The sequence below is a fragment of the Pseudonocardia lutea genome (genome assembly GCF_042658055.1).
Taxonomy (GTDB): domain Bacteria; phylum Actinomycetota; class Actinomycetes; order Mycobacteriales; family Pseudonocardiaceae; genus Pseudonocardia; species Pseudonocardia lutea.
Map to the genome: position 1 here is coordinate 1 of NZ_JBHSQK010000040.1, position 24,189 is coordinate 24,189.

The following is a 24,189-nucleotide window of genomic DNA, read 5'->3' on the forward strand; positions in this document are numbered from 1 at the left end:
GGCTCGGGGGGCGGCCAGCGGGCCTGTTGACCGAACCTCAGGGGCTCGTTCTGTCCGGCGTCTCGCTGACGAGGAGAAAACTACACGCCCCCGATGACGGGTGCAAAACGGGGGGCCCCACCCGGTTCGCGCGAGGAATCCGCAGGTCAGAGGGCGGCGGACCGCGTTCGAGGCCAGGTTGACGGGAGATTTCGTGATCCATGACGGCGCTCACACTTCCGTCCGTGGTTCGGTGCTTCGGAGGTCCCGCCGCGGACCGGCAGCGGTCGTCGGCCAGATGACCAGCGAGTTCGCGGTCACTTGGCATCCCTGGGCAGATGGTCCTGTCCCGGCGGCGCGATCTGGCCCGACGCATCCGGCCCGTTCTCTCACGCGGCCGTCGGGCCGGCTCCCTTCCCCGCGCAGCCCGTCGCGCGTTCGCCCCCTGCGCGGCCTTCGCGGTTGCGCCATGTCCGATGCCTGTCACGCGCTTCGGCGGGTGCGCGAGGGCAGCGAGGTGAGGTCGTCGATGCCGTCGCCGTCGAGGGCGGCCGCCGGTCGCGGGGTGGGTGCGGGAGGCAGCCCGTCCTGGGGCGGCCGATCGCTTGTCCTCTGTCATCGCGTCTGCGTCGCTTCACCCGCGGTACGAGACGGGAGGGACGGTCCGGGCAACCGCTCGACCGCCAGGCCTTCGCAGGGGTCACTGGCGCTCGCCGCCCCATCGTGCAGGAGATGGTCGAGCGACATTCCCTCCCGAGGTGAATGGGGACAGCGAGAGTCTGCATCCGGACCACCGAGTGCCACTCGCCCCTGCCGCGCTCGCGCTCGCGGGATCACGACGAGGTCGTGTGCAGAAGCCATGGAACTGGCCACGTAGCCGGCACGGACGTGACGTCTCCGATTACGTACATTCTCGCGTGGATCTACCGACTTTCAGTGACGAGCTCGTCGATCCTTCGGCGGCCGACCGCACAGGGGCTTGATGCGGGCACAACGGACGCCGCACGCACTCTGCGGGACGAGCCGCCCGGCCTCGATTCACGGAGGCGCGATTTTGCGCCACACTGGGAGCGGGTAGCGTGGCGAATTGCGGACCGCCGGGTTGCCATTGGGTGGGACGACGAATTGCCCAAAGAATTGCGCCGAACGCCAGGATGCTCGTCGGCCGAACCGCTTCCGGTCGTGCCGTCGGCGTTCCGCACTCGGTGAGGGTGGGGAGCGGGTGCAGGACGACAAGGCTCACGAGTGGCCGGGCCAGGCTTCCGTCCGATTCCGCGGAGTGTTCCCAGGGAGGCCCTTCGACGGTCGGCTCGGGTCACCCGAGCCGTCCGGCGGGATCTGGCCGTTCCTCGGTCGCGATCGCGAGCTCCTGGTCGTCCTCGATGCCGTCGGCCGGGCAGAACCCGGCTCGGTCGTGATCTCCGGTGCACCGGGCGTGGGCAGGACCCGACTGGCTCAGGAGGCCGTGCGGGCCGCGCAGCGCGCGGGACGGCACACGGAGTGGGTGACGTGCACCCGGGAGATCGCGGCGATCCCGCTCTGCGCGCTGGCCCACCTGCTTCCCGTGGCGGGCGCGACGGATCCGGCCGCGGCCTGGCAGGCACTGGCGTCCGCGCTCCAGCCGAGCGAGCGTGGGCCGGCCCTCGTCGGGATCGACGACGCCCATCTCCTCGACGATCTGTCCGCCGCGCTCGTGCACCGGCTGGTGCTGACCCGTACTGCGAGCGTCGTGCTCACGGTACGCAGCGGCGCGCCGGCTCCGGACTCCGTGGCGGCGCTGTGGAAGGACGGGTTGGCGAGGAGGATCGAGCTCGCCCCGCTGACGCGCGCGCAGGTGGAGCGGCTGCTCACCGCGGTCCTCGCCGGCACGGTCGACAGTCGGACCTGTGAGTACCTGTGGCAGACGAGCAGCGGCGCCGCGCTGTTCCTGCACGAGCTGGTCGCCGCGGGCCACGAGACCGGGCGGTTCCGGAAGGCGCGCGGTGTCTGGCGTTGGCAGGGCCGCCTCGTGCTGACCCAACGCCTCACGGAGGTGGTGCAGGCGCAGCTCGGGGAGCTGGACCCGGCCGCGCGGTCGGCGGCGGAGCTGCTCGCCATCGCGAACCAACTGGATCTCGGAGACCTCGTCGGGTTGGCGTCTCCGGACGTGGTGGCCGGGCTCGAGCGCCGGGGGATCGTCGTGACCGAGCAGGTGCCCGGCGGCTCCGAGGCACGCCTGGCCCAGCCCCTGCACAAGGAGGTGCTCTGCACCCGGACGCCCCAGGCCGAAGCGGAGCAGCTCCGGCACCGGCTCGCCCGGACCGCGTGCATCCGACGCTGGACCCGGGAGAACCCCGTGCGGATCGCCGAGCTGCTCCTCGTGCTCGGCGAACACGTCGAGCCGGCCGTGCTCGCTCGTGCGGCACTGCAGGCCAACGCGATGTCGGACCACGAGCTGGCCGAGCGGCTCGCGCGCGCGGCGCTCGGGTTCGAGGCCGGCGGCCTCGCGTCCGTTGCGCTCGCCGAAGCGCTGCGGTGGCAGGGGCGACACGACGAGGCCGAACGCGTCGCGGTGGACGCCCTGCCCCTTGCGGACACCGAGGATCATCGTGCACGGCTCGCCACGACCCGCGCGCTCACCCAGTTCTTCGGACTCGGTCGGGTCGACGACGCCCTGACCTCTCTGGGCCGGGGAGGGCGTGCGGCAACAGCGGTCCGGGCAGTGCTGCAGTACTTCGCGGGCAGGCCCGAGGAGTCCGTCCGGCTGGCCTCGAGCGCTCCGTCGACAGAGGGGTCGGGAGGCTGGCTACGACTCTGGGAATCCCTCGCCTCGGCCTTCGGGCTCTGTGCGCTCGGCCGCGGGGACGAGTCACTCGCGGCCGTGGCCCGCGGCTGGGCGGCGTTCGGGGAATGCACCGCCGACCCCGAACTGTCGATCACCCGCACCATGCTCCGGCACGCCGAGCTCGGCGGGCTGCTCCTCACCGGGCGGATCCGGGAGGCGGAGACGGTCGCCGCCGAGCAGCACCGAGCGACGATGGCCCAGGCACCCTCCGCGTGCGACGCGATGGGCGGGCTCGCGCTCGGGTTGGCGGCGCTGGCGAGCGGCCTCCCCTCCGCCGCCGCCCGCTGGTTGACCGAAGCCGCTGCCCGGCTCGCGGACAGCGACCCGATCGGGTGTGCACCGCTGTGCCTGGCGAAGCTGGTGGAGACGCACGTCGTCCTCCGCGACGACCGCGCCGGCGAACAGGTGCTGGCCGAGATCGTCGCGTCGGACCGGCCCGTCCTGGGCGGGTTTGCACCGCACCTCCACCTCGCCCGTGCCTGGAGCTCAGCCCGCGCGGACGGGCTCGATGTGGGAGCCGAGGCCGCGCTGCGAGCGGTATCCTCGGCCGCCGGTGCGGGGCAGCGGCTCGCCGAGGCCGAGGCGCTGCACACTGCCGCCCGTCTGGGCCGCGCCGCGGACGTTGCCGAGCGGCTCGGTGAGCTCGCCGCGCGGGTCGACGGCCACCTGGTCGTCCTCTTCGCGGAACACGCCCGGGCGATCGTCGACGGGTCGGGCGACGCTCTCGACGGTGTGGCCGAGAGGTTCGAGTCGCTGGGCGCGCGTCTCCTGGCGGCCGATGCGGCGGCGCAGGCCGCGAGGCTTCACCAACGAGCACGCCACCAGAGGAAGGCGTCCACCTCGACCGCCCGCGCGACCCGGCTCGCGAGGGCGGCGGGCGGCGCCTGGACCCCTGCCCTCGATCAGCTGAACCCACCCTCGCTCACGAAGCGGGAGCACGAGATCGCCGTGCTGGCCGCCGCCGGAACGAGCAATCTCGACATCGCCCGCAAGCTGGTGCTCTCCGTACGGACGGTCGAGACGCATCTCGCGCACGTCTACGACAAGCTGGGGATCAACAGTCGCGCCGCGCTCCGGCAGGCGCTGGAGGCCGAGGGTTGAGCAAGGCGGGCGACCGTGGTGGACGGTCCGTCGCGCGAGCTCAGCCGGGGTTCCGCGCCCGGGAGGGCTGCACCCGCATCGGCTCGTCGGGCATCTTCGGGTACTCCGGCGGGTAGGGCATCTCCCCCAGCCCGCTCTCCTCGTACCACTCGAGCGCCTGTTCGCAGCCGCCCGGCTCGCGGTGCATGGCCGCGTGGGGGTCGCCGTGGTCGGCCAGCAGCCCCGGCACCGTGCGGACGGTGAAGTCCTCGGGGGCGACCTCCGGCAGCGACTCCCACGTGAGGGGCATGGACACCGTGGCCCGGGGAAGGCCGCGGACCGACCAGGCCGAGGCGATGGTCCGGTCCCGCGCCGCCTGGTTGAAGTCGAGGAACACCCGCTCGCCGCGCTCCTCCTTCCACCACGCCACCGTCGCCCTGTCCGGGATGCGGTCGGTGACGCGGCGCGCGAGGGCGATGACCGCCCGGCGGACCTGGACGAAGTCCCACTCGGGGCGGATGGGCGCCGCGACGTGGATGCCCCGCCCGCCCGAGGTCTTGGGCCACCCCGTGAGGCCGGCCTCGGCGAGCACCTCGCGCACGACGGCCGCGACGGCGACCGCGTCGGCGAAGTCCGTGCCCGGCTGCGGGTCGAGGTCGATGCGCAGCTCGTCCGGATGATCGGTGTCCGGCGCCCGGACCGGCCAGGGGTGGAAGTCGAGGGTGCCCATGTTGGCGGCCCAGGCGATCGCCGCGGGCTCCGACGGCGCGAAGGTGTCCGCGGTGCGGCCGCTGGGGAAGGTGACCCGTGCGGTGCGCACCCACCCCGGCGCGCCCTTCGGCAGCCGCTTGGCGAAGAACGGCTCGCCCTCGACACCGTCCGGATAGCGCTTGAGGTTGGTCGGCCGGTCCCGGAGGACCTCGGTCATCGGGCCGGACACGGCGAGGTAGTACTCCATCACCTCGCGCTTGGTGATCCCGAGCGCCGGGAAGATCACCTTGTCCGGGCTGGTCAGACGCACCTCGCGGGGGCCCTCGGGACCGGGGACCGTGAGCAGCTCGACCGCCTTCGACGCCATGGCGCGCAACCTACCGGTGCCGGCCGACGAAATCCCGGATCACGCCCGCGACCAGCGACGGAGCCGTGGAGACGGCGAAGTGCGACTGCCCCTTCCCCGCGACCCACTCGGCACGGGGCAGCGCGGCCGCGAGCCCTCGTGGGCGAGCCCGTCGGCGACGGCCGCCCAGGAGTCCGGTCCACCTCCGGACCCGTGCGCGAGCAGCACCGGCTCGCCCGAGCCGCGGACGCGCACGTCGAGCCCGGCCGCCGTCGTCCCCTGGGCGCCGTGGCCGTGGGGACCGACCTCGCCACGAGGTGATCGGGGCGAGGAGCGGATTCGCGGCGCTACGCTCGGTCCATGACCCCGCCGGAGCCGCGCCACCGGGAGCCCGCGTGGGCCCGGCGCTTCGACGACGAGCTGGTCGGGCTCGACCCGGAGGACCCCGAGGCCCGCGCCTTCGCCCAGCACCTCGACCGGATGCAGCGCGACCGCCCGTCGTTCACCGTCGAGGGCTACCTGGACGGGGTGCAGGACTTCGCGGAGTCCGCGAACCGCGCGCAGGGCGGGCGGTACTGGGCGGCGGTGCTGGTCGTGGTGCTGCTGCTCGTGGGCGTGGTGTGGGTGGTCGGCAACGCGCTCGTCTTCGTCCTCGGGACCTGGTTGTAGGGCGAAACATCCGGGGCGCCACGCGCGTTGGACGGGACGGCACCCTCGTGCCGGGAAGGGTTAGCGTGACGCCATGGGTCTGTTCGGCAAGGAGTCCGGTTCGCGGGACACGGCGGAGAAGACGGCACAGGAGCCGGCCCCGTCCGTCGTGAGGTCCGACGAGGAGTGGCGGGCCCGGCTCAGCCCCGCCGAGTACCACGTGCTGCGGCAGGCGGGCACCGAGCGGCCCTTCGTGGGTGAGTACACCGACACGAAGACCGTCGGCGTGTACAAGTGCCGGGCCTGCGGCGCGGAGCTGTTCCGCAGCGAGACCAAGTTCGAGTCGCACTGCGGGTGGCCGTCCTTCTACGCGCCGGAGGACGCGGCCGTGATCGAGCGGGCGGACGACTCGCTCGGCATGCGCCGGGTCGAGGTGCTGTGCGCGGCGTGCCACAGCCACCTGGGCCACGTGTTCGAGGGCGAGGGGTACCCCACGCCCACGGACCTGCGCTACTGCATCAACTCGATCTCGATGACGCTGGAGCCCGCCGAGTAGGACCCGCGGGCACCGGGAGGCCCCGCTCCCGTCCGGGTGCGGGGCTTCTCCGCCGTCCGGGGCCGGTCAGGGCAGGGCCGTGACCAGGTCGCCGATCTGCACGCGCGGGCCGGTGTAGAAGGGGACCTCGACGCGGACGTGCCGGCGCGCCTCGGTGGCGCGCAGGTGGCGCATCAGGTCGACGATCCGGTACAGCTCGTCGGCCTCGAAGGCGAGGATCCACTCGTAGTCGCCGAGCGCGAAGGCCGGCACGGTGTTGGCCCGCACATCGGGGTAGTCCCGGGCCTCCTTGCCGTGGTCGGCGAGCATCGTCCGGCGCTCGGCGTCCGGCAGGAGGTACCACTCGTAGCTGCGGACGAAGGGGTACACGCAGACGTACTTCTTGGGGTCCTCCCCGGCGAGGAAGGCCGGGATGTGGCTCTTGTTGAACTCCGCCGGCCGGTGCAGCGCGGTCTGGCTCCACACCGGGACCGACGCGCGGCCGAGGGCGGTCTCGCGGCGGAGGTCGGCGTAGGCCGCCTGCAGCGCCTCGACGTTCTCCGCGTGCCACCAGATCATGTAGTCCGCGTCGGCCCGCAGGCCCGCCAGGTCGTAGACCCCGCGCACCACGACGCCCTTGCCCTCGAGGGCCTCGACGAACTCGGCGGCCTGGGTGGCCGCGCCGGAGCGCTCCTCGCCGAGCTTCCCGGGTTCCACCCGGAAGACCGACCACATCGTGTAGCGGATCGTCGCGTTCAGCTCGGCGTAGTCGAGGCGGGCCATGCCTCCATGCTGCCACGCGGGCCGCGGCCGGGATCTGCGGTCCCCGCCACTCGGGCCAGGCGCTCCGCGGCGGCGCGGGCGGTCCCGACGCAGGCCGGCACGCCGACCCCGTGCAGCGCCGCCCCGACGACCTCCAGCCCGGGGACCTCCGCCACGGCGGCCTCGAGGGCGGCCACCCGGTCCAGGTGGCCGGGTGCGTACTGCGGCAGGCTGCCGCCCCAGCGCTGGACGTGCACCGCCACCGGATCGGCCGTGATCCCGTGCAGGGTCGCGAGGTCCGCGCGGGCGCGGGCGACGAGCTCGGCGTCGTCGACCCGGAGGGTGGCGGCCTCGCCGAACCGGCCGAGGGAGACCCGGAGCCGGACGAGGCCGTCCGGCGAGACGTGTCCCCACTTGCTCGACGAGTGCGTGGCCGCCTTGATCGACAGCGGCTCGTCGGCCGCGACCAGCACCCCGGACGTCTCCGGCCCGGTGATCCCACGGAACGCGAAGGCGATCACGACCGACGACGCGAGCTCGATCCCCGCGACCGCGGCCGCCGCGGCGGGGACCGGCCCGTCGAGCAGCTTCCGCACGGCCGGGGCCGGCACGGCGAGCACCACGGCGTCGACGTCGAGCGCCTCGGGGGCGGTGGTGGGGCCGACCACGAGCCGCCAGCCGTGCTCCCGGCGCTCCAGCTCGCGCACCGTGGTGCCCAGGCGCAGCTCCGCACCCGAGGCGACCCGCAGCGCGTCCAGCAGCGCGCCGTAGCCCCCGCGGACCGCACCGAACACCGGACCGGCGGCCTGCCCGGACACGCGCGGCCCGCCGGACTCCCCCTCCGCGGCGGGCCGGACGCGCGCCGGCGGGGCGGCCCGGGTCGCGGCCACCGTGACCGACGGGGCACCGGCGTCGAGCGCGGCGGCGAGGGCGGGCACGGTGGCGCGCAGGCCGTGCTCGTCCACGCGGCCGGCGTAGACCCCGCCGAGCAACGGGTCGGTGAGCCGGGCGGGAACCTCGGGGCCGAACCGCTCGCGCAGCAGCACGCCCAGGGCGGCGTCCTGGCCCGGCTCCCACCGCAGCGGCCGCTCCGGCTCGGCGACCGCGGCGGCCAGCCCGGCCTCGGAGAGCACGCCGTCGAGCTGCGCCGAGGTCGTCGGGACGCCCATGAGCGTGCCGCCCGGCATGCCGACCGTGCGACCGCCCGCGCGGATCGTGGGCCGCGCCCCGGTGGGGTGCACGACCTCGTCCGCGAGGCCGAGCTCGGCGAGCAGCGCCGGAACCTCGGGACGGCGGGCGAGGAAGGCCTCGGCGCCCACGTCGAAGGGACGCCCCGCGAGGTCGACGGTCCGCAGCACCCCGCCGACCCGCTCCGACCGCTCGACGACGACGATCCGGGCCTGCGGGCCGAGCAGGGCGCGCAGCCGGTGGGCCGCGGCCAGACCGGAGATCCCGGCCCCGACGACGGCGACCGAGCGGGGCATCAGAGCGAGTGCACCAGCTCGACGGTGCGGGTGATCATGTCCGGGTCGGTGCCCGGGAGCACCCCGTGGCCCAGGTTGAACACGTGCCCCGGCGCGCGGGCGCCCTCGGCCGCGATCCGCCGGACCTCCTCCGCGACGGAGGCGAAGTCCGCGAACAGCACCGCCGGGTCGAGGTTGCCCTGCACCGGCACCCGGCCACCCGCGCGGCGGGCGGCGACGTCGAGCGGGGTGCGCCAGTCGACGCCGATGACGTCCGCGCCGGCCTCGGTCATGGCGCCCAGCAGCTCGGCCGTGCCGACGCCGAAGTGGAAGCGCGGGACGCCGGCCCCGGCGACCCGGGCCAGCACGGTCGCCGAGTGCGGCAGCACGTAGCGGCGGTAGTCCCGCTCGGACAGCGCGCCGGCCCAGGAGTCGAAGAGCTGCACCGCGTCGACGCCCGCGGCGACCTGCGCCTCCAGGAAGGTGGCGGTGATCTCGGCGAGGTGCGCCATGAGCGCGTGCCACACCTCCGGGGCGGCGTGCATCAGCGCCTTGGTGCGCTCGTGGTTGCGGCTCGGGCCGCCCTCCACGAGGTAGGAGGCGAGGGTGAACGGGGCCCCGGCGAAGCCGATCAGCGGGGTCTCCCCCAGCTCGCGCAGGAGCAGCGCGACCGCGTCCGTGACCGGCTCGACCTGGCCCGGGTGCAGCGTGGGCAGCCCCGCGACGTCGGCGGCGGTGCGCACCGGCGAGGCGACGACGGGTCCGGTGCCGGGCACGATGTCGACCGCGATCCCGGCGGTGTGGAGCGGGACGACGATGTCGGAGAACAGGATCGCCGCGTCGACCCGGTGCCGGCGGACCGGCTGCATCGTGATCTCGCACGTGAGATCCGGGGTCAGGCAGGCCTGCAGCATCCCGGTGTCCGCCCGCAGCGCCCGGTACTCCGGCAGCGAGCGCCCGGCCTGGCGCATGAACCACACCGGCAGCCGCTCCGGGCGCTCGCCACGCGCCGCGGCGAGGAACGCGGAACCGGGCAGCGACCGCCGGGTGGGCACGGTGGTGAGCGGGTTCATCACGCCCCATCGTCCCACGTCCCCCGGGCGGGCCGCAGATCGACCCGATCGGAGAGCGGCGCGCCTGTTTCCGCCGGTCGCGCCGCCGACCTACAGTCCGGCCCCGTGCCCGATCCCGCCGCCCCACCACCGCTGTTCCGCCGCGCGGTCGACTCCCTCGCGGCCGTCCGGCCCCGACCCGAGCTGGTCGTCCGGTCGCTCGAGGCGCCGCCGCGGCTGGCCCCGTACAGCTGGGCGACGAGCGTCGAGGCCGACATCGTGCACCGCGGGGACGGCACGGACGACCTGGACGAACCCGACACGTCCGGGCGGCTGATCCTTCTGCACGACCCCGCCGGCCAGGAGGCCTGGGAGGGCGAGTTCCGGCTCGTCTGCTTCGTGCAGGCGCGGCTGGAGCGGGAGCAGCTCGGTGACGAGATGCTCCCCGTGGTCGCGTGGTCCTGGCTCACCGAGGCGCTCGACGACCTCGGCGGCCGGCACACCGCGCTCGGCGGCACCGTGACGCAGACCTCCTCGGTGCGCTTCGGCGACATCGCGGGCCCCAAACGGGACGACGACGTGGAGCTCCGGGCCTCCTGGACGCCACTGGAACCCGATGGGGACCTTGCGGCACACGCGGAGGCGTTCTGCACACTGGTGGCCACCGCTGCGGGACTTCCGCCGGTGGGAGTTCGGACGCTTGCGCGGCGAAGTGTCTGAGTCGGAGGCGAAGGTGCTGGTCACGGCCCGGGTACGGAGCGTTGATCACCCGACTGGGCGCATCACCGCCGACAAGGCTGTAACTTTCACCCGGAGAAGTTCGATCGGATACACGACGTTAGACCGCTTGGGGGGCTACAGTTCCTCCACGACACCTCCTCGGGCGGTCGGGCGCAACTCTCCGTCCCACCGGGGTCCCGGTGTTGGTCGGGGGGCAACGACCGACTCCAGGGAGGTAGTGACGTGGCCGTAGTAGGCCAGGGCACACCCTTGCGCGGCACCCCGGGTGCCGTGCTCCAGCCCGCGATGGTTCCCCATCCGCGGGAAGAGCAGTTCACCGTGCTGGTGGTCGACGACCACCCGCTGCTGCGGGAGGCCATCGCGGCCCGCCTGCGGTCCATGGGCGCCGGCACGGTGCACGAGGCGGCCTCGGTCGCCGAGGCGCGTGCGCGGGCGCAGGCCAACGGGCCGTGCGACCTCGCGATCCTCGACCTCGGCCTGCCGGACGGCAGCGGCCTCGATCTCGTCACCGAGCTGCGCCAGCTCGGGTGGAACCGGCTCGTCGTGCTGGCCTCCTCGGACGACCCGTACGCCGTCCGGTCGGCCTTCCAGGCCGGGGCCCAGGCGTACCTGCTGAAGTCCGCCTCGCCCGCCGTGGTCACGGACGGGGTCAAGCGGGTGCTCGACGGCGGGGTCTACGCCGACCCGACCGTCGCGCCGCTGCTGGCGACCGGCACCCGCGTGCCGGGCACCGACAACACCCCGCGGGAGCTGTCGGCCCGCGAGGTCGAGGTGCTGCAGCTGGTGGCGGACGGGCAGTCGAACAAGGAGATCGGCGAGGCGCTGAGCCTGTCGGCGCTGACCGTGAAGAGCCACCTCTCCCGGATCGGGCGCAAGCTCGGCACCGGTGACCGTGCTCAGATGGTCGCGCTGGCGATGAGGGCCGGGGTCATCCGCTGACCGGAGACGACGCTCGCGGAGTCCGCCGTTGACTCCGCACGGCTCGGGGGGCGGGCCGGCGCCGCGGGACGCGGCGGCCGGTCCCTCGGCCGTGCCCGGGGGTGTCCCGGGTCCCGCGCAGGGAGCCGCCTCGGACGGTGACGCCGAGGAGAACGCCCCGGTCCCCCTGCTGCGCCCCGCCGACGGTCTCCCCGAGGTGGTGCGGGACGCGGCCGGGCTCGCCGCCACCACGGCGGCCCTGGCGCCCTTCAGCGTGCCGGTCGCCGTCGACGCCGAGCGGGCCTCCGGTTTCCGCTACTCGCAGCGCGCCTACCTGGTGCAGCTGCGTCGGGCGGGCGCCGGCACCGCCCTCGTCGACCCCGTCCCGCTCGGCGGCGACCTGACCGGCCTCGCGCCGGCCCTCGACGGCCCCGAGTGGGTCCTCCACGCCGCCTCCCAGGACCTGCCCTGCCTCGCCGAGGCGGGCCTGCGCCCGGCGCGGCTGTTCGACACCGAGCTGGCCGGCCGGCTGGCGGGGCTGCCCCGCGTCGGCCTCGGCCCCCTCACCGAGCGGATGCTCGGGCTGAGCCTGGAGAAGGGCCACGGCGCCGCGGACTGGTCACGCCGGCCGCTGCCCGAGGACTGGCTCGTCTACGCCGCGCTCGACGTCGAGGTGCTCGTCGAGCTCCGGGACGCCCTCGCCGCGCTGCTCGAGGAGCAGGGCAAGCTCGAGTGGGCGCTCGAGGAGTTCGAGGCGGTTCGCACGGCCGGGCCGCCGCCCCCGCGCGCCGATCCCTGGCGGCGCACCTCCGGGATCCACAAGGTCCGCAGGCCGCGCGCGCTCGCCGCCGTCCGGGCGCTCTGGGAGGCCCGGGACCGGCTGGCCGCCGACCGGGACGTCGCGCCCGGGCGGGTGCTGCCGGACTCGGCGATCGTCGAGGCGGCCGTCGCCTCCCCCACCAGCCCGAAGGCGCTCTCCCAGCTGCCGGTGTTCCGCGGGCGCGCGCAGCGCCGGCTCGAGTCGTACTGGTTCGACGCCCTGCGGTCCGCGCAGGCCCTGCCCGACGCCGAGCTGCCCCGGCCCGCCGCGGCCACCGACGGGCCGCCCCCGGTGTCCCGCTGGGCCGACCGCGACCCGGCCGCCGCGGCCCGGCTCTCCGCCGCCCGCGCCGGCCTCGCCGAGCTGTCCGAGCGCTGGTCGGTTCCGGTGGAGAACCTGCTGCAGCCGGACCTGCTGCGCCGGCTGTGCTGGTCGCCGCCGGCCGACGGCGACGTCCCCGCCTTCCTCGAGCGGGGCGGCGCGCGGAACTGGCAGATCGCGCTGACCGCCCCCGTGCTCGAGAAGGCGCTCTCGCCGCGGCAGGAGCCCTAGGAGGCAGGAGCCCCAGGATCTCCTGGGAGCTAGAGCCCCACCCGCTCGCCGCGCTTGACCGCGCGGACCGTGCGGCGGACCGTCGTGACGCCCTTGCGCACCTTGCGCAGGCCCTCGACCTGGGTGGCCTTGTGCAGCTGGTAGCGCCAGGCCTCGGGGTGGTCGCCGCGCCGGTCGAGCAGGGTGTAGGCGAACCGGACCGGGTCCTGGCCGTCCAGGTGGCGGTCGACCTCCTCGAACCAGTGCATGTTGCGCAGGGCCTGCTCCTGCACGCGGCCGACCTCGGCGCGGCGCAGCGCCTCGTAGCCCGCGAGCGCACCCGGCAGGTCGTCGGCGAACAGGCGCAGGGACTCGGCGAGCCGGACGGCGTCCTGCACGGCCAGCACCGTGCCCGAGCCGATCCCGAAGTGCGTGGTGTGCGCGGCGTCGCCCATCAGCACGACGTTGTCGCGGCGCCACGTGGCGTTGCGCAGGTGCCGGAAGGTCAGCCACGGCGCGGCGGTGCCGGAGCTGCCGACGCGGCCCGGCGGGCGCACCAGCGGCTCCCCGCCGAGCGGCTCGGCGAAGATCTCCGCCACCCGCGCGAGGCCCTCGTCGACGCCGGCGGTGTCCAGGCCCAGCCCCGCCCAGGTCTCCGGGGAGCACTCGACGATGCAGGTGCTGGTGCCGCCGGTCGACGGGTAGGCGTAGAACCAGATCCAGCCCGCGTCCGTGCGCTCGAAGGCGAAGGTGAACCGCTCGAGGTACCGCGAGGTGCCGAGCCAGATGTAGCGGTTGCGGCCCGTGGTCACCGAGGTGCCGAAGTCGTGCGCCGCGCGCACGCGGCTGCCCGCCCCGTCGGCGGCGATCACGAGGTCGGCCTCGGAGCCGAGCTCCGCCACCCGGTCCTCGGGCAGCTCGGTCTCCCACCGGATCGTGACGCCGAGCTGCGCGGCCCGCGCGGCGAGGATCTCCAGCAGGGCGGCGCGGCCCATCGAGAAGCCGTACTTGCCGCCGATGTGCACGGGCGGGCGGCCGCCGACCCGCACGACCTGGTCGCCCCAGAGGATCGCCGCGTCCCGGATCGCGCGGCCGCTGTCGGCGTCGTGCCGGTAGAGGTCGTCGAGGAGGTCCTCGCCGAACGTGATCCCCCAGCCGTGGGTGGCGCCGGGCGCGTTGCGCTCCAGCACCTCGACCTCGGCCGTCGGATCGGCCAGCTTGGCCAGGATCGCCGAGTACAGGCCGGCGGGACCACCGCCGACGCACAGCACCTTCATCTCGCGCCCTCCCCCTCGTCCACCGGAGTCCAACACGTCGCGCGTTAACGCCGGGCGTCCGGGGCGCGAACGTAGCAAGGCACTCGTTCGGACGATTGCGCGGGACCGCTCCGACGGCCGGGTACGGGCCGGACCTGTGCGTTCCGCGACCAGGACCCTGGTCTACGGTCGATCGTGTCGCACGCGACCTCCCGGTCGTTGGACGCAGTGTCGCCGTCGGACACATCTCAGGGGGAGCCAGCTTGTTCGCACGAACGGTCGCCGTGGTCGGCACCGGCTACGTCGGCCTGACCACCGGAGCCTGCCTCGCCTCGCTCGGCCACCGCGTGGTGTGCGCCGACATCGACGAGACGAAGGTCGCGGCGCTCTCCCGCGGGGAGATCGCGATCCGCGAGCCCGGGTTGGCCGAGCTCGTCGCCGAGGGCCTGGCCGCGGGCCGGCTCTCGTTCGTCGTCGGCGCGGCCGAGGCGCTCAAGGAGCTCGAGTCCGAGGGCCGCCCGGTCGAGGTCCTGTTCCTCTGCGTGCCCACGCCGATGGGTGTCGGCGGGGTGGCGGACCTGGCCGCGGTCGAGGCCGTGGTCGAGGAGGTCCGCGAGGCCATGCCGCCGGGCTGCGTGGTCGTCAACAAGTCGACCGTGCCGGTGGGCACCGCGGACCGGACCGCCGAGCTGCTCGGCCGCGAGGACGTCGAGGTCGCCAGCAACCCCGAGTTCCTCCGGGAGGGCTCGGCGGTGCACGACTTCCTGCACCCGGACCGGATCGTCGTCGGCTCGAACTCCTCGCAGGACGCCGCCGAACGCGTCGCCGCGCTCTACGCCCGCCTCGGCGCGCCGACCGTGCTGACGGACGCCGCGAGCGCCGAGATGATCAAGTACGCCGCGAACTGCTTCCTGGCGATGAAGCTCTCCTACGTCAACGCGCTGGCGGAGCTGTGCGAGCGGGTCGACGCGGACGTCGCCGACGTGACCGAGGGCATGGGCTACGACCGCCGCATCGGTCAGGCCTTCCTCTCCCCGGGCCCGGGCTGGGGCGGCTCCTGCCTGCCCAAGGACACCCACGCCCTGCTGCAGGTCGCCGACTCGGCCGACTTCGAGTTCCGGCTGCTGCGGGCGAGCATCGACACCAACACCCGGCAGTTCCAGCGGATGGTCGACAAGGTCCGGGTGGCGGTCACCGGGCGCCGCGGCGGGCCGCTCACGAGGACCCGGCTCGCCCTGTTCGGGCTCACCTTCAAGGCGGGCACGGACGACCTGCGCGACTCCCCCGCCCTCGGCGTGGCCGCGCTGCTCCGCCAGGCCGGTGCCGAGCTCGTCGGCTACGACCCGGGGGTCCCGGTGGGCTCGGCCGCGGCCGGCGCGCTCGACCCCCGGACGCTGACCCTGGTCGACGACCCGTACGAGGCCGCCGCGGGCGCCGAGGCGATCGTCGTGCTCACCGAGTGGCCCGAGTTCCGGTCGCTGGACTGGAACCGGCTGGCCGGGACCGTCGCCTCCCGGACGGTGGTGGACACCCGGAACCTGCTCGACCCGGCCGTCGTGCGCCGGGCGGGCTTCTCGTGGTCCGGCATCGGGCGGCAGGCGCGGGAGAGCCCGAACGCCGGCGCGGGCAGCCGGTGACGCGCGCGGGGACCGATCAGGCACCGCCCCGGACCGGGCTCCGCGGCCGGATCCACGGGATCCGCCGCGAGCTCGCCGTCCCGCTGTACCGCAACACCTACGCCCTGATGCTCAACACGGCGGTGAACTCCGCCTTCGGGCTGCTCTACTGGGTCGTCGCGGCCCGCACCTACCCGGACCCGGAGGTCGGCCGCGGCAACGCGCTGACCTCGCTGATGCTGCTGGTGTCGGTGCTGACCCAGCTGAACTTCGCCCAGGCGCTGATCCGGTTCCTGCCCCGGGCGGGGACGTCGTCGGCCCGGCTGGTCCTGCTGTCCTACGCCGTCTCGTCCGGCCTGGGGATCCTCGGCGCCGGCGGCGTGGCGGTGTACTGCCACCTGTTCCGCGCGGAGGGCGACCCGCTGCACATGTCCTGGCCCTTCGGGCTGTGGTTCGTGGCGTCGGTCGTGATCTGGTCGCTGTTCAACCTGCAGGACGCGGCGCTCACCGGGCTGCGCGAGTCGCTGTGGATCCCGCTGGAGAACGGGATCTACGGCGTGGTCAAGCTGGTCCTGCTGGTGGTCGTCGCGCAGACGGCGGTGAGCGACGGCGTGTTCACGTCGTGGACGCTGCCGGTGGTCGCGCTGATCGTCCCGGTCACGCTGCTGCTCTTCCGGCGGCTGATCCCCCGGCACGTCGCGGCCACCCACCACGACCAGGAGCCGGTGAGCCGGCGCACGCTCGCCCGGTACATGGCGGGCGACTACGCCGGCCAGGTCTTCAACCAGATGTCGTCGACCTTCCTGCCGGTCCTCGTGGTGGGGTTGATGGGGCCGGAGGAGGGCGCGTACTTCCTGCCCGCGCAGACGGTGTTCACGGCGATGAACCTGCTGACCATGGGCATCACGTCGTCCCTGGTCGCCGAGGCCGCCCGGGACCCGGCGCACGCGCACCGCTACGCCCGCGCGGTGCTGCGCCGGATCGCGCTCACCGTGCTCCCGGCCTCGGTGGTCGTCGCGCTGGCGGCGCCCTGGCTGCTGCAGCTCTACGGCACGCAGTACCGGGAGAACGCCACGCTCCTGCTCCAGCTGCTGATGATCTCGGTGTTCCCGCGCGTGGTCGTGTCGCTGTACATGACCATGACGCGCCTGGAGAACCGCACGGCCCCGCTCGCCTGGATCCAGCTCGTGCAGTCCGTGCTGCTCATCGCGGGCGTCGCGGTGCTGCACGGCCCGCTCGGGCTGGACTCCGTGGGCTGGGCGACGCTCGCGATCGAGATCGTGCTCGCCCTGGCCGTCGGGCCGGTGGTGCTGCGGTGGCTGCGCGGGCAGCGGAACCCGCGCAGCCGGCCGGACCCGGCCCCGGCCTGACGCGGGATCAGGCCTTCACGAAGCGCTCGGGGACCGGTGTGCCGTGGCGCCACATGTCCCCGAGGGCGCGGTCGAATTCCCGCGGCTGCAGACGCACCAGTCCGCCGCCGGGGTTGTGGGTGATCTCGCCGAAATAGATCTTGCCGTCCACGTTGTAGAGGTCGATCCGAGCGAAGGCGAATTCGGCACTGAGTGCCTTGGCGACCTCGAGCATCTCGGCGTAGTTCGCCGGCTGCTCGGGCAGCGACTCGGCGAATGCGAACCGGCCGCTGATGTCGTATTGCTGCCACTCGGGCGTGAGCATGGTGGAGGTGTGCCCGGTGAACCGGTCCTGGTCGACCACGACCATCCCCGGAACGCCGCTGAACATGAAGAACTTGTAGTCCGTGGGCGCGTCGCCCTTCGGCGTGCCGATGAACTTCTCGACGACCGCGCGCGGCTTCAGTCCGCGGTACGGCGTCTCGCGCCAGCCCGCCTTGTAGAAGTCCGTGCCGAGCCAGCGCCGGACGGTCTCGCGGATGGCGGCGCGGTCGGCCGCCGCCAGGTCCGGGACCAGCACGGTCATGTCACAGCCGTGCGTCCCCTTGATCACGCAAGGACCGGGGAGCGCGTCGAAGTCGAGATCGGCGGCGTTGTCGACGACCTGGTAGAGCGGAATGAGGTAATCCTCGCCTACCTTCTCCGCGACGTACGCCCGGACCGCGTACTTGTCCGAGGTCTGGTGCACGACGGGGTCCTGCACGCGCAGATTCTTCGCGGCGAGCAGCTGCGACCAGGTCACGGGGTTGCGCAGCGTGGTCAGTTCGCCCTGGAAGAGGGCGTGCTTGGCGATGGCGAAGGGCCGGTCCGGGAGGAAACGCAGCCGGCGGGCGAGGAGAACCCGCGCATCGAACGTCATCTGCGAGACGATAGCGGAGCGCCCGGACCCTCCCGCCGTCACGTCCGGGAAACACAAAGCGTGACGGACGACCCGTAATCACCCGGTGGCACACGAACCGAAAGAGTGAATGGGGGCGCGGGAGCCGTACGGAACGCCCATTGCTAGGGTCCGATTCGTGCCGAAGAATACAGCGGTGGTCTCGGTGATCACGCCGGCGTACAACGTCGGTCGGTGGATCGGGGAGGCCATCGACTCGGTGAGGCGGCAGAGCGAGGGCCGCTTCGAATACGTCGTCGTCGACGACGGCTCCACGGACGACACGGCGGACGTCGTCCGCGGGCGGGCGGCCCTCGACGCCCGGATCCGGCTCGTCTCCACCACCAACGCGGGCTCCGGCGCGGCCCGCAACCTCGGCATCGCCGAGACCACGGCGCCGTTCGTGGCCTTCCTCGACGGCGACGACCGCTGGCACCCGGAGTTCCTCCGCCGTCAGCTGCACACCATGCACACCGCGCCGGGCCCGATCGGCGCGACCTTCTGCCACACCCGGGTGATGCTGGAGAGCGGCCGGGTCGTCGGCCCGCGCTGGCAGCCGGCGGGCCCCTGCGACATGGACCGCTTCCTCGCGGAGAACAACCCCACGCACAACGGCAGCTCGCTGCTGGTGCGGCGGAGCTGCTTCGACGAGGTCGGCGTGTTCGACACCGGCATCGCCAGCGCCGTCGACCTGGAGATGTGGCTGCGGATCGGCGCCTGGTCGTCGACCCCCCTCTTCTACGGGATCCGCCGCTACCTTGTCGACATGCGGCTCATGCGCACCGGCAGCATCAGCGCCAACCGCGCCGCCCGCTACGAGGCGCTGGACAAGATGCTGACCGAGTACGCGCCGATGATGACCCGGCTGCACCCGGGCCTGGCCTACGTGCAGCCCGCGGTGTTCGCCTACCGGGACGGGCACGACGAGATCGCCGAGCGCTGGGCCAGGCAGGCGCTCACCGCCGGCCCCACGCGGCTCGCCCGCAGCCGCTGGGGCCAGTCCCTGCTCGGCTGGCACGGCGCCGGCCCGGCGGGCCGGGTCAGGATGCGCGCGGCCCGGGACGGCGCCCGCGCGAGCATCTACGGCGGGATCTCGAAGGTGATGCAGACCGTCAGCTGAGCCCGGCCGGCAGCCGGACCACCACGGTCAGGCCGCCGCCCGGCACCGGCTCGGCGCGCACCGCCCCGCCGTGCGCCGCCACCACGGCGCGCACGATCGACAACCCCAGCCCGGAGCCCGCGGTCCCGCCGGTGCGCGGCACCGGGCCGCGCCGGAAGGGCTCGAACAGCTCCCCCACCCGCGCCGGGTCGATCTCCGGCCCGCTGGAGGAGACCCGCAGCTCCGCACCGCCCTCGAACGGCGCGGTGCACACCTCCACCCAGCCGCCGTCGAGGTTGTGCCGCACGGCGTTCTCCACCAGGTTGCCCGCCACCCGCTCGAGCAGGACCGGGTCGCCGAAGACCGGCGCCGGCCCGCCCGTCGTCGTCACGCGCAGGCCGCGGCGGGCCGCCTCGGTCGCGGTGACCCGCACCGCGTGCGCCCCGGCGTCGCGCAGGTCCACCGGGCGCCGCGCCGGCTCGGCGATCCGCCCCAGCGCCTCGGCGCGGGCGAGCAGCAGCAGCCCGGACACGAGGTCGTCCGCCCGGCGCGTGGCGTCGCGGACGACCTCGCCCATCCGCCGCAGCTCGGCGACGTCGGCGTCCGGATCGGCCAGGGTCACGTCGACCTCGGTGCGCAGCACCGAGAGCGGGGTGCGCAGCTCGTGGCTGGCGTTGGCGACGAACCGGCGCTGCACGTCGAAGGCGCCCTGCAGCCGCGCCAGCATCGCGTCGAAGGTGGTGGCGAGCTCGGCGAGCTCGCCGCGGGCCTCCCGCAGGTCCAGCCGGGCGTCGAGGTTCTCCGCCGACAGCCGCCGTGCGGTGGCGGTGATCTCGTGCAGCGGCGCGAGCACCCTCCCGACCAGCACCCAGGAGGTCAGCCCGGCGGCCAGCACGACCAGCGGGAAGGCGATCAGGCCGGCGTGCAGGACCTGGGCGCGCGCGGCGTCCCGCACCGCGGCGGTGACCTGTTCCGCGGGGACCTCGAGGGTCCCGACGCGGACCGGGGTGCCGGGCGGCAGCGAGGGCACCGACGCCGCGACCCCGCCCACCAGCAGCCAGCCCAGCCAGAGCAGCAGGGCGCTGACCAGCGCGACCAGCGCGGTGCCCAGCAGCGTCAGCTGCCAGCGCAGCGTGAGCCGCGTGCGCACCGTCGTCCCCGTCGCTCAGCCGGCGGAGGGCACCCGGTACCCGGCGCCGACCACGGTCTCGATCACGCCGGGTTCGCCGAGCTTCTTGCGCAGCGTCATCACGGTGACCCGGACCGTGGTGGTGAATGGGTCGGCGTTCTCGTCCCACACCCGCTCGAGCAGCTCCTCGCTGGACACGACCGCGCCGCCGGCGCCCATCAGCACCTCGAGGACGCCGAACTCCTTGCGGGTCAGCTCGACCGGCGACGCCGCCCGGGTCACCGTGCGGCGCGCGGGGTCGAGCGCCACGTCGCCCGCCACGAGCACGGGCGGCACCGCGGGCGCGGAGCGCCGGCCCAGGGCGCGCACCCGCGCGACCAGCTCCGGGAAGTCGAAGGGCTTGGCGAGGTAGTCGTCCGCGCCGCGGGACAGCCCGTCGACCTTGTCCTCCAGCGTGCCGCTGGCGGTGAGCATGAGGACGCGGGTGGTGCCGCCCCCGCCGACGATGGCCGCGCACAGGTCGTCGCCGGACATGCCGGGCAGGTCCCGGTCCAGCACCACCACGTCGTAGCGGGTGATCGAGGACTTCTCGTGGCCGGTGTCGCCGTCGAGCGCGACGTCGACCGCCATGCCCTCCCGGCGCAGGCCGCGCGCGACGGCCTCCGCGAGCGGGGCCTCGTCCTCGACGACCAGGACGCGCATCAGCCCGCCTGCTCGCCCGACGGGTCGCCGGACTCGAGCCCCGACTCCAGCACCGCCGCGTCGGCCGGCTCGACGACCGGCCCGGCGGGCAGGCACCCGGGCACCTTCACCGCCCACTCGGTCACCCGGCGGGCGACGTCCTGCGCGGTGAGCCCGACGGCGGCCAGCACGTCCGAGCGGGCGCCGTGCTCGAGGAACTCCTGCGGCAGGGCCACGTCGCGCTGCGGGACGTCGACCTCGGCGGCGCGCAGCGCGTCGGCCAGCGCCGACCCGAACCCGCCGTGGCGCCCCGCGTCGGCGACCGTGACGACGAGCTGGTGCGCCCGCGCCATCTCGACCAGCTCCGGCGGCACCGGCAGCACCCACCGCGGGTCGACCACCGTGACCGACACGCCCTGCCGGGCCAGCCGCTCGGCGGCCTCCACACCCAGCTCGCCGAACGCGCCCACGCACACCATCAGCACGGCCGGGTCGGACCCGTTGACCCGGTCCTCGCGCAGCACGTCGACGGTGCCGGCGCGGCGCACGGCCGGCACGGACTCGATGACCGGGCCCTTCGGGAACCGCAGCGCGGTGGGCCCGTCGGACACCGCGACGGCCTCGCCCAGCTCCTCGCGCAGGGTGTCCGCGTCCCGCGGGGCGGCGACCCGGATACCCGGCACGACGCCGAGGATCGACAGGTCCCACATGCCGTTGTGCGAGGGCCCGTCGTTGCCGGTCACGCCGGCCCGGTCGAGCACCAGCGTGACGGCCTCGCGGTGCAGCGCGACGTCCATCATCAGCTGGTCGAAGGCCCGGTTGAGGAAGGTCGAGTAGACCGCGACGACGGGGTGCATGCCGCCGCGGGCCAGGCCGGCCGCCGAGGTGAGCGCGTGCTGCTCGGCGATCCCGACGTCGACGCAGCGCTCCGGGAACTCCTTGCCGAACCGCGCCAGCCCGGTCGGGCCCAGCATCGCGGCGGTGATCGCGACGAGATCGGGGCGCTCGGCGCCGAGGCGCACGAGCTCGTCGGCGAACACGCTGGTCCAGCCGGTGGTCTTCGGGCCGGTCGGCAGGCCCGTCTCCGGGTCGAAGGCCGACGGGCTGTGCATCTGCTCGGCCTCGTCGTTCTCGGCCGGGGCGTACCCGTTGCCCTTGCGGGTCACGGCGTGCACCACGACCGGGCCGCCGAAGTGCCGGGCGCGGCGCAGCGCGGACTCCATGGCGGCCACGTCGTGCCCGTCGACCGGGCCGAAGTACTTCAGCCCGAGGTCGGCGAAGAGCTCCTGCGGGCTGATCGCGTCCTTGAGGCCGGCCTTGAGCGCGTGCAGCCCGGCGTAGACGGCCGGCCCGACGACCGGGGTGCCACGCAGGGTGTGCTTGCCCGCCTCGAGCAGCTTCTCGTAGCCCGGCTGCAGGCGGAGCGTGGCGAGCCGGTCGGCCAGGCCGCCGATGGTGGGCGCGTAGGACCGGCCGTTGTCGTTGACCACGACCACGACGTTGCGGTCCTTGGCCGCGGCGATGTTGTTCAGCGCCTCCCAGGCCATGCCGCCGGTGAGCGCGCCGTCGCCGATCACGGCCACCACGTGCCGCTGCTGGCCGGTGAGCGAGTAGGCGCGGGCGAGCCCGTCCGCCCAGGACAGCGACGACGACGCGTGGCTGGACTCCACGTGGTCGTGCACGCTCTCGGTCCGGCTCGGGTAGCCGGACAGCCCGCCCGTCTTCTTCAGCCGGTCCCAGCCCTCCTGGCGGCCGGTGAGCAGCTTGTGGACGTACGCCTGGTGCCCGGTGTCCCAGATCAGGGTGTCCCGCGGCGAGTCGAACACCCGGTGCAGCGCGATCGTCAGCTCGATCACGCCGAGGTTCGGGCCGAGGTGCCCGCCGGTCCGGGACACCGCGCTGACCAGGAAGTCCCTGATCTCCGACGCCAGCCCGGCCAGCGCGTCGGGACCGAGCCGCTTGAGGTCGGCCGGACCCCGGATCGACGACAGAACGGAGGTTGGCTGCACGCTCACGCCCGCCACTCTACGAGCGGTGGCCAGTGCCGGGCCCGGCGGACACCGGACCGTGACGCCGCGGTCACGCGCGGGCGGCGGGCTCCAGCAGGTCGGCGACGTGCGCGAGCTCGTTGACCGTCCGCGGCTTGCGGACCCCGTCCCGGCGGGCGATCACCCTGGTCAGGCCCGCGTAGTCGAGCGGGAAGGGCAGCGCCCGCTCGATCCCGAGCAGGTGCCCGAGGTAGACGTTGATCACGCCGGCGTGCGCGAAGACCACCGCGGTACCCCGGCCCGGGTGCGCCGCGACGATCTCCTCCAGCGCCGCGACGACCCGCGCCCGGAAGGCCGGGACGTCGACGTGCTCGGGCAGGTGGCCCTCGACCATCCGCCGCCACTCCTCGGGGTTCTCCCGGGCCAGCAGGTGCACGGGCAGGTACTTCTGCTGGTCGGCGTCGTACTCCCGCAGGTCGTGCACGGTGCGGACGGCGAGCCCGCGCGCGCGGGCGAGCGGCTCGGCGGTCTGCCGGGCCCGGGTCATGGTGCTCGCGTAGACCGCGTCGACCGGCTCGCCGGCCAGGGCGTCGACCACCCGCCCCGCCTGCCGCAGGCCGAGCTCGGTGAGGCCGGGGTCCGCCCGGACCGGGTCCGCACGGTCCTCGGGCGCACCGTCGACCCGGTCCGGCAGCCCGTGCCGGACCAGGACCAGCCGCATCGCCTAGAGCTTCCCGGTGGTGGCCACGTGCTCGCCGTGGCCGGCCTCGCGCAGGGCGGTGCGGAGCCGTTCGGCGATCCCGTCCTGCTCGGCGTCGTCGACCGACCTCGCGGCGTTGGCGAAGTCGAACGCGCGCATGTCCCACGCCGGGAAGACGTGCAGGTGCAGGTGCGGGACCTCGAACCCGGCCACCATGAAGCCGACGCGCGGGGGCTGCCAGAGCGCCTCGACCGCCCTGGCGATCGCGTGCGAGACACCGGTGAGGTGCGCGACCAGGTCCGGACCGGCGTCGACCCAGTGGTCGACCTCCTCGCGCGGCACGACCAGCGTGTGCCCCGGGCCGAGCGGGTTGATCGAGAGGAACCCGACGCAGCGCTCGTCCGACCAGACGAACCGACCGGGCAGCTCGCCGTCGATGATCTTCGTGAACACGGTGCTCATCACGGCGGACTCTAGCGGTCCCGGCGCCGTTCGAGGGGGCGGTCGTCGGTGCGCTCTCCTAGAGTTCCGGCCATGCCCCGCACGATCGCCACGAACACCCCCGTCGAGCGCGAGGAGCTGCTCGAGTTCCTCCGCCCGCGACACAAGGTCGTCCTGCTCACCACCCGGTCGGACGGCAGCGTCCAGGGCTCGCCGGTCACCGCCGGGGTGGACGCGGAGGGCCGGATCGTGGTGTCCACCTACCCGGAGCGGGCCAAGGCCCGCAACGTCGCCCGCACCGGCACCGCGTCCGTGGTCGTGCTCTCGGACGAGTGGAACGGGCCCTGGGTGCAGGTCGACGGCGAGGCCGAGCTGATCACCCTGCCCGAGGCCGTCGAGCCGCTCGTGGACTACTTCCGCGCGATCTCCGGCGAGCACCCGGACTGGGAGGAGTACCGGCGGGCGATGACCGACCAGGGCAAGGCGTTGATCCGCGTCACACCCACCCGGTGGAGCCCGGTGGCGACGGGCGGGTTCCCCGCGCGGCTCGCCGACTCCTGAGCCGGGCCCCCGGTAGCGTTGC

21 protein-coding genes are annotated in these 24,189 nt (G+C 74.3%); 10 read left to right on the forward strand and 11 right to left on the reverse strand.

Annotated elements, in window-relative coordinates; all coding sequences use genetic code 11:
- Positions 1-1,258 precede the first annotated feature (1,258 nt).
- Positions 1,259-3,904, forward strand: coding sequence for a LuxR C-terminal-related transcriptional regulator (locus ACFQH9_RS16350; protein ID WP_379566987.1), 2,646 nt, complete (start codon positions 1,259-1,261; stop codon positions 3,902-3,904).
- A gap of 40 nt (positions 3,905-3,944) precedes the next feature.
- Here the strand turns inward: ACFQH9_RS16350 and ligD are convergent, their stop codons facing one another.
- The gene (gene ligD, locus ACFQH9_RS16355; RefSeq protein WP_379566988.1) at positions 3,945-4,961 is read right to left on the reverse strand and encodes a non-homologous end-joining DNA ligase; all 1,017 of its coding nucleotides are present in this window, start codon (positions 4,959-4,961) and stop codon (positions 3,945-3,947) included.
- Between the two features lie 339 nt (positions 4,962-5,300).
- Between ligD and ACFQH9_RS16360 the strand changes: the two genes are divergently transcribed.
- Positions 5,301-5,609 (forward strand): hypothetical protein, encoded by a 309-nt coding sequence (locus tag ACFQH9_RS16360; protein WP_379566989.1) that lies wholly within the window; start codon positions 5,301-5,303, stop codon positions 5,607-5,609.
- A gap of 73 nt (positions 5,610-5,682) precedes the next feature.
- Positions 5,683-6,144, forward strand: a complete 462-nt coding sequence (gene msrB, locus ACFQH9_RS16365; protein ID WP_379566990.1) for a peptide-methionine (R)-S-oxide reductase MsrB — start codon at positions 5,683-5,685, stop codon at positions 6,142-6,144.
- A gap of 66 nt (positions 6,145-6,210) precedes the next feature.
- Here the strand turns inward: msrB and hemQ are convergent, their stop codons facing one another.
- From hemQ to hemE, 3 genes are read right to left on the reverse strand one after another with little or no spacing between them, the layout of a single operon-like run.
- On the reverse strand, positions 6,211-6,906 hold the full coding sequence (gene hemQ, locus ACFQH9_RS16370) for a hydrogen peroxide-dependent heme synthase (protein WP_379566991.1): 696 nt from the start codon (positions 6,904-6,906) through the stop codon (positions 6,211-6,213).
- Positions 6,879-8,369 carry a protoporphyrinogen oxidase gene (gene hemG, locus ACFQH9_RS16375; RefSeq protein WP_379566992.1) on the reverse strand — a complete coding sequence of 497 codons (1,491 nt, stop codon included), beginning with the start codon at positions 8,367-8,369 and terminating at the stop codon, positions 6,879-6,881. Before hemG ends, hemQ begins: the two co-directional genes overlap by 28 nt.
- Positions 8,369-9,421, reverse strand: a complete 1,053-nt coding sequence (hemE, locus tag ACFQH9_RS16380; RefSeq protein ID WP_379566993.1) for a uroporphyrinogen decarboxylase — start codon at positions 9,419-9,421, stop codon at positions 8,369-8,371. Before hemE ends, hemG begins: the two co-directional genes overlap by 1 nt.
- Before the next feature lie 105 nt (positions 9,422-9,526).
- Here hemE and ACFQH9_RS16385 point away from each other — a divergent pair, with 105 nt between their 5' ends.
- The 3 genes from ACFQH9_RS16385 to ACFQH9_RS16395 all read left to right on the forward strand — a co-directional run bounded on the left by ACFQH9_RS16385 (position 9,527) and on the right by ACFQH9_RS16395 (position 12,431).
- On the forward strand, positions 9,527-10,120 hold the full coding sequence (locus ACFQH9_RS16385; protein WP_379566994.1) for a DUF3000 domain-containing protein: 594 nt from the start codon (positions 9,527-9,529) through the stop codon (positions 10,118-10,120).
- A 306-nt stretch (positions 10,121-10,426) separates the two neighbouring features.
- Positions 10,427-11,080 carry a response regulator gene (locus ACFQH9_RS16390; protein WP_156067259.1) on the forward strand — a complete coding sequence of 218 codons (654 nt, stop codon included), beginning with the start codon at positions 10,427-10,429 and terminating at the stop codon, positions 11,078-11,080.
- 91 nt (positions 11,081-11,171) lie between these two features.
- The gene (locus ACFQH9_RS16395) at positions 11,172-12,431 is read left to right on the forward strand and encodes an HRDC domain-containing protein (RefSeq protein WP_379566995.1); all 1,260 of its coding nucleotides are present in this window, start codon (positions 11,172-11,174) and stop codon (positions 12,429-12,431) included.
- 29 nt (positions 12,432-12,460) lie between these two features.
- Here the strand turns inward: ACFQH9_RS16395 and ACFQH9_RS16400 are convergent, their stop codons facing one another.
- Positions 12,461-13,687, reverse strand: coding sequence for an FAD-dependent monooxygenase (locus tag ACFQH9_RS16400; protein ID WP_379566996.1), 1,227 nt, complete (start codon positions 13,685-13,687; stop codon positions 12,461-12,463).
- A gap of 242 nt (positions 13,688-13,929) precedes the next feature.
- On the opposite strand from ACFQH9_RS16400, the gene ACFQH9_RS16405 reads away from it, so the two are divergent.
- Both ACFQH9_RS16405 and ACFQH9_RS16410 read left to right on the forward strand, forming a co-directional pair.
- The gene (locus ACFQH9_RS16405; RefSeq protein ID WP_379566997.1) at positions 13,930-15,303 is read left to right on the forward strand and encodes a UDP-glucose dehydrogenase family protein; all 1,374 of its coding nucleotides are present in this window, start codon (positions 13,930-13,932) and stop codon (positions 15,301-15,303) included.
- Positions 15,300-16,652, forward strand: a complete 1,353-nt coding sequence (locus tag ACFQH9_RS16410) for a lipopolysaccharide biosynthesis protein (RefSeq protein WP_379566998.1) — start codon at positions 15,300-15,302, stop codon at positions 16,650-16,652. Before ACFQH9_RS16405 ends, ACFQH9_RS16410 begins: the two co-directional genes overlap by 4 nt.
- 7 nt (positions 16,653-16,659) lie before the next feature.
- Here the strand turns inward: ACFQH9_RS16410 and ACFQH9_RS16415 are convergent, their stop codons facing one another.
- Positions 16,660-17,550, reverse strand: coding sequence for an ATP-grasp fold amidoligase family protein (locus tag ACFQH9_RS16415; protein WP_379566999.1), 891 nt, complete (start codon positions 17,548-17,550; stop codon positions 16,660-16,662).
- A 157-nt stretch (positions 17,551-17,707) separates the two neighbouring features.
- Here ACFQH9_RS16415 and ACFQH9_RS16420 point away from each other — a divergent pair, with 157 nt between their 5' ends.
- The gene (locus ACFQH9_RS16420) at positions 17,708-18,688 is read left to right on the forward strand and encodes a glycosyltransferase family 2 protein (protein WP_379567000.1); all 981 of its coding nucleotides are present in this window, start codon (positions 17,708-17,710) and stop codon (positions 18,686-18,688) included.
- Here ACFQH9_RS16420 and ACFQH9_RS16425 read toward each other — a convergent pair.
- The 5 genes from ACFQH9_RS16425 to ACFQH9_RS16445 all read right to left on the reverse strand — a co-directional run bounded on the left by ACFQH9_RS16425 (position 18,681) and on the right by ACFQH9_RS16445 (position 23,627).
- Positions 18,681-19,817, reverse strand: coding sequence for a sensor histidine kinase (locus ACFQH9_RS16425; RefSeq protein ID WP_379567001.1), 1,137 nt, complete (start codon positions 19,815-19,817; stop codon positions 18,681-18,683). The genes ACFQH9_RS16420 and ACFQH9_RS16425 overlap by 8 nt on opposite strands.
- Before the next feature lie 15 nt (positions 19,818-19,832).
- Positions 19,833-20,498 carry a response regulator transcription factor gene (locus ACFQH9_RS16430; protein WP_379567002.1) on the reverse strand — a complete coding sequence of 222 codons (666 nt, stop codon included), beginning with the start codon at positions 20,496-20,498 and terminating at the stop codon, positions 19,833-19,835.
- The gene (gene dxs, locus ACFQH9_RS16435) at positions 20,498-22,486 is read right to left on the reverse strand and encodes a 1-deoxy-D-xylulose-5-phosphate synthase (protein WP_379567068.1); all 1,989 of its coding nucleotides are present in this window, start codon (positions 22,484-22,486) and stop codon (positions 20,498-20,500) included. The genes ACFQH9_RS16430 and dxs overlap by 1 nt, the downstream gene beginning before the upstream one ends.
- A gap of 70 nt (positions 22,487-22,556) precedes the next feature.
- Positions 22,557-23,186, reverse strand: a complete 630-nt coding sequence (locus ACFQH9_RS16440) for a histidine phosphatase family protein (RefSeq protein ID WP_379567003.1) — start codon at positions 23,184-23,186, stop codon at positions 22,557-22,559.
- A gap of 3 nt (positions 23,187-23,189) precedes the next feature.
- Entirely contained in the window at positions 23,190-23,627 is a 438-nt protein-coding gene (locus ACFQH9_RS16445; protein WP_379567004.1) for an HIT family protein, read from the reverse strand.
- Between the two features lie 72 nt (positions 23,628-23,699).
- Between ACFQH9_RS16445 and ACFQH9_RS16450 the strand changes: the two genes are divergently transcribed.
- Complete coding sequence (locus ACFQH9_RS16450) at positions 23,700-24,167, forward strand: PPOX class F420-dependent oxidoreductase (RefSeq protein ID WP_379567005.1); 468 nt, start codon at positions 23,700-23,702, stop codon at positions 24,165-24,167.
- Positions 24,168-24,189 lie beyond the last annotated feature (22 nt).